Annotated in this window: 5 protein-coding genes and 1 pseudogene; 1 reads left to right on the top strand and 5 read right to left on the bottom strand. The window is 69.9% G+C overall.

Annotation, left to right across the window (positions count from 1 at the left end):
• On the top strand, positions 1-333 hold a 333-nt coding region (locus tag G6022_RS04990; RefSeq protein WP_182691102.1), incomplete at its 5' end, for an alpha/beta hydrolase.
• Between the two features lie 23 nt (positions 334-356).
• Here the strand turns inward: G6022_RS04990 and G6022_RS04985 are convergent.
• The 5 genes and pseudogenes from G6022_RS04985 to G6022_RS04965 form a co-directional block, all read right to left on the bottom strand.
• On the bottom strand, positions 357-1,112 hold the full coding sequence (locus G6022_RS04985; protein ID WP_182640111.1) for an SDR family NAD(P)-dependent oxidoreductase: 756 nt from the start codon (positions 1,110-1,112) through the stop codon (positions 357-359).
• A 74-nt stretch (positions 1,113-1,186) separates the two neighbouring features.
• Positions 1,187-2,053, bottom strand: a complete 867-nt coding sequence (locus G6022_RS04980) for an enoyl-CoA hydratase-related protein (RefSeq protein WP_182640110.1) — start codon at positions 2,051-2,053, stop codon at positions 1,187-1,189.
• A gap of 99 nt (positions 2,054-2,152) precedes the next feature.
• The gene (locus tag G6022_RS04975) at positions 2,153-2,443 is read right to left on the bottom strand and encodes a DUF4287 domain-containing protein (RefSeq protein ID WP_182640109.1); all 291 of its coding nucleotides are present in this window, start codon (positions 2,441-2,443) and stop codon (positions 2,153-2,155) included.
• Between the two features lie 65 nt (positions 2,444-2,508).
• The gene (locus tag G6022_RS04970) at positions 2,509-3,066 is read right to left on the bottom strand and encodes a dihydrofolate reductase family protein (protein WP_095718241.1); all 558 of its coding nucleotides are present in this window, start codon (positions 3,064-3,066) and stop codon (positions 2,509-2,511) included.
• A 123-nt stretch (positions 3,067-3,189) separates the two neighbouring features.
• Positions 3,190-3,574: pseudogene (locus tag G6022_RS04965) on the bottom strand (hypothetical protein); the annotation flags it as partial.

Below are 3,574 nucleotides of genomic sequence, written 5' to 3'. Positions count from 1 at the left end.
CGGCTGCGCGCGGCGCGCGGGTACGGGCCGGAGCGGTTCGCCGCGCACTCGGTGGCCCTGGGCGCACGGCCGGACCGCAGTACCTTCCCCGCGCAGGCGCCCTGCCCGGTCCTCATCGTGGGGGCATCACACGACCAGGTGGTGCCCACCGAGGAACAGCGCAGGTGGGCCGAGGCAAACGGTGCCGGGGGCGGTGGTGCGGGCGCCAGCAGCAAGGGCGCCCAGGCGGTGACCTACGTGGAGATCCCGGAGACCGGGCACATGCTGCCGGTCGAGACGCCTGAGGAGTTGGCCACCGCGATCAGCGACTGGTGGCGCCGCACCGAGGCCTGATGCGGGACATTCTCGGGTCGGGATCAGCGGGGGAGTTGCCCGTCGTCGATCTTGATGACGGTCCCGGTGACCGCCTCTGATGCGTCGGAGACGAGGTAGAGCAGCGTGGAATCGAGCTGTTCGGGTACGCCGAGGCGCTTGCGCGGGAACCCGGGCGCGATGTCGCCGACCCGCTCGAGCATCCCGTCGGTCATCTCCGACTCGAAGACTCCCGGCGCGATGGCGTTGACGTTGATGAGATTGCGCGCCCACTCCACGGCGAGGGCCTCCGTCATCCGACTGAGTGCCGCTTTGGTGGTGGCATAGAGGGCGGCCCCGTTCCCGGCATAGTGGTACGCGGCCATCGAGGAGATGTTGACGATCCGGCCCGGCGTTTCGGCCACGATCAACCGGCGGGCCACCCCTGTCGCCATGAGCCACGGGCCACGGATATTGGTGTCCAACACGGCGTCCACGAGCTCCAGTGACATCTTGTGTGCGCGCTGCGCATCGGGGATGCCGGCGTTGTTGATCAGGATCCGGGGAGCGCCGAGACGCTCGGTCACCTCCGTGAGGCAGGACTCGACGGAGGCCGGATCGGCGACGTCCAGCCGAACGCCGTGCGCGCTGCCTCCGCGTCGGCTGATCGCGTCGACGACCTCCTCGATCCTCTCGGTACGCCGCCCGGTCACGACGACAGTCGCGCCCGCGTCCGCGAGCACATGGGCGAATCGGGCGCCGAGGCCGGCGGTCGATCCGGTGACGATCGCGACGCGACCGGTGAGGTCGACAGAAGTCATGGGGAGTCCTCTCCGAGGTGGGGGGTGGCGGTGGAGCTGGTCAGATGTTGCGGCGAGGCAGTGAGGGAAGTAGCTCAGGTGAAGAGGTCGGGCAGGCCGTCCGAGACGCGGTCCGGGAAGTCCGGCTCCTCCTTGGCCAGGAACGCGGAGACGCCGGCGCGGACGTCGGCGGACGTGCCGCGGGTATAGATACCGATGGACTCGGCGCGGTGGGCCACCTCAGGGTCGGGAGCGCCGAGCATCCGCCACATGAGCTGGCGGGTCAGCGCCGCCGAGACCGGGGCCGTGCCGCGGGTCAGCTCGCGAGCGATCTCGATGGCGCGGGGGAGGACCTCGTCGGTCGGGAGCAGCTCACGGACCAGGCCGCGCTCCAGGGCCTCGCCGGCGAGGATGGTCCTGCCGCCGACAGTCCACTCGACCGCCGTGGAGATGCCCACGATGCGGGGCAGGAACCAGGTGGAGCACGCCTCCGGCACCAACCCGCGTCGCGTGAACACGAACCCGAATTTGGCGTGATCCGCGGCGATACGCACGTCCGTGGGCAGGGTCATGGTCACCCCGACGCCCGCGGCCGAGCCGTTGATCGCCGAGATGATCGGCTTGGTCATCCGGAAGATGCGTAGCGAGACCAGGCCGCCCGTGTCCGGCGGGGCGTGGCCGTTGTCCTGGCCTGGATCGACGGCGAAGGTGTCGCCCCCGCCCGAGATATCGGCCCCCGCGCAGAACGCTCGTCCGGTGCCGGTGAGCACCACGGCCCGGATGTCGTCGTCGGCGTCGCAGGCGTCGAGAGCGGCGACGAGGTCGGTGAGGTTCCGCGTGGTCGCAGCGTTGAGCCGATCGGGGCTGTTGAGCCTGATCACGGCGACGTCGTCGTGGCGCTCGAGGACGACCTCTCGCTGGTCGGCTGCGGTCTCGGGTGCCTGGTCGGGCGAGGGCTGCATGGTGACGGACGCTACCCGCGGTGGCGGGTGGTGGGGCCGGGATCCGATACTGACCGGCTGCGCATACTCGCCGCCGGCTCGGCGGGGGAGGACCCGGGATCAGCGGTTCGGGTTGGTGGCCGCGCCATCGAGCCAGAGCATGTCGGTCGCGTCGGCGTGTGAGCCGGTGGAGCCGACGTGCTTCGAGCTGATCCGGGGCCCCTTGGTGATCACGTGGACGAGCGCCATGCCGTGGCCGCGGCCGAGGCCGTAGTCGTTCTTCAACCATTCCAGGATCGGCCCGGCCTTGGTGCCGGGGCCGAAACCGCGTTCGGTCGCCTGATCCACGAGTTGCCGCGGCGTCAGCCCGGTCTTGGTTTCGATGGTGTCGAGATACGCCTGGAAGGACATCGGATTCTCCTCTGATCGATAGGCGGCGGGGTGATGGGTTTCGGGTGATGAGCGGGTGGGTCCGGTCAGGCGTCCGCGGAGTCCGAGCGCAGGGCATAGGTCGCGACGATGTTGCCCGCCTGGGTCTGCGTCGAGTTCAACAGACGCAGGCGCGTCGTGGGGACGGACTCGTCGAAGAGCCTGCGGCCCTCACCGGAGATCACCGGGTGGATGGTCAGCGTGAGCTCGTCCACCAGGCCCGCCAGCACCAGCCTCCTGGTGGTCTCCACGCCACCCGCGATCGCGATGTCGCCGCCCGGTTCCTGCCGCAGCTGCCCGAGGTACCCGGCCGCATCACCGGTGGCGATAACGCTGTTCCACGGCAGCTCGCCCGTCAGGGTGGAGGTGAGCACGTGCTTGCGGACCGGGTTGACCCACTCGGCGAACGGGTCCTGCGCACCGGGCCAGTAACCGGACCACTCCTGCCAGAGCGTGCGGCCCAGCACCAGGTCCGTGGTCGCGGCAGTCATCTTCTGCATGAACTCCATCTCCTCGGGTCCGAAGGCGTCGAACTGCCAGTGCTCGGCATGCTCCGTCACGCCGTTGAGCGTGGAGAACATGTGGGCCGTGATCGTGCGGCTCATGATGATCCCTCCTGAGGGGACTCGGGGGCCCGGTCGAGCAGGTGCTCGGGGCCCGAAGGACCGTCCTTCACAGGGGTAGACGGTGCGAGGCGCCGAAAGTGATCGGTGCGGCGGGGATTCTCCCTACGGCAGGTGGGCGGGCAGGCCGAACTCGGCGAAGTGGCCCGCGCCGATGAAGTGGGTGAGGGCCGAGAGGCGGCCGGCGCGGGACTCCAGGACGTGGATCGCGAACGGCTCCCATCGAGCCGCGCTGGAGTCGCGAACGCCGGCGTCGTTTCGGCTCTCGTCTCGACCGCCGCCGTCGTGATAGACCGCGACGGCCGGACGGCCGTTGGCGGAGGTGACGATGGTCCGCGAGTTGCGGCACACCTGCCCGGGGCCGCGCCACCAGCGCTCGATCTGCGCGGGGCCGCGGAGCCAGAGCTCGAACGGCGGCATGCTGAACTCCGCGTCCTCGGTGAGCAGGTCGACTAGGGTGTGTCTCCCAATCGGCGTAGCCAGGTGAGAA

Origin of the sequence: Dietzia sp. Cai40, assembly GCF_014145165.1 — a bacterium.
GTDB classification, from domain to species: domain Bacteria; phylum Actinomycetota; class Actinomycetes; order Mycobacteriales; family Mycobacteriaceae; genus Dietzia; species Dietzia natronolimnaea.
Note: the sequence above shows the minus strand (reverse complement) of the source record. Positions and strands in the feature narration are given on the sequence as shown.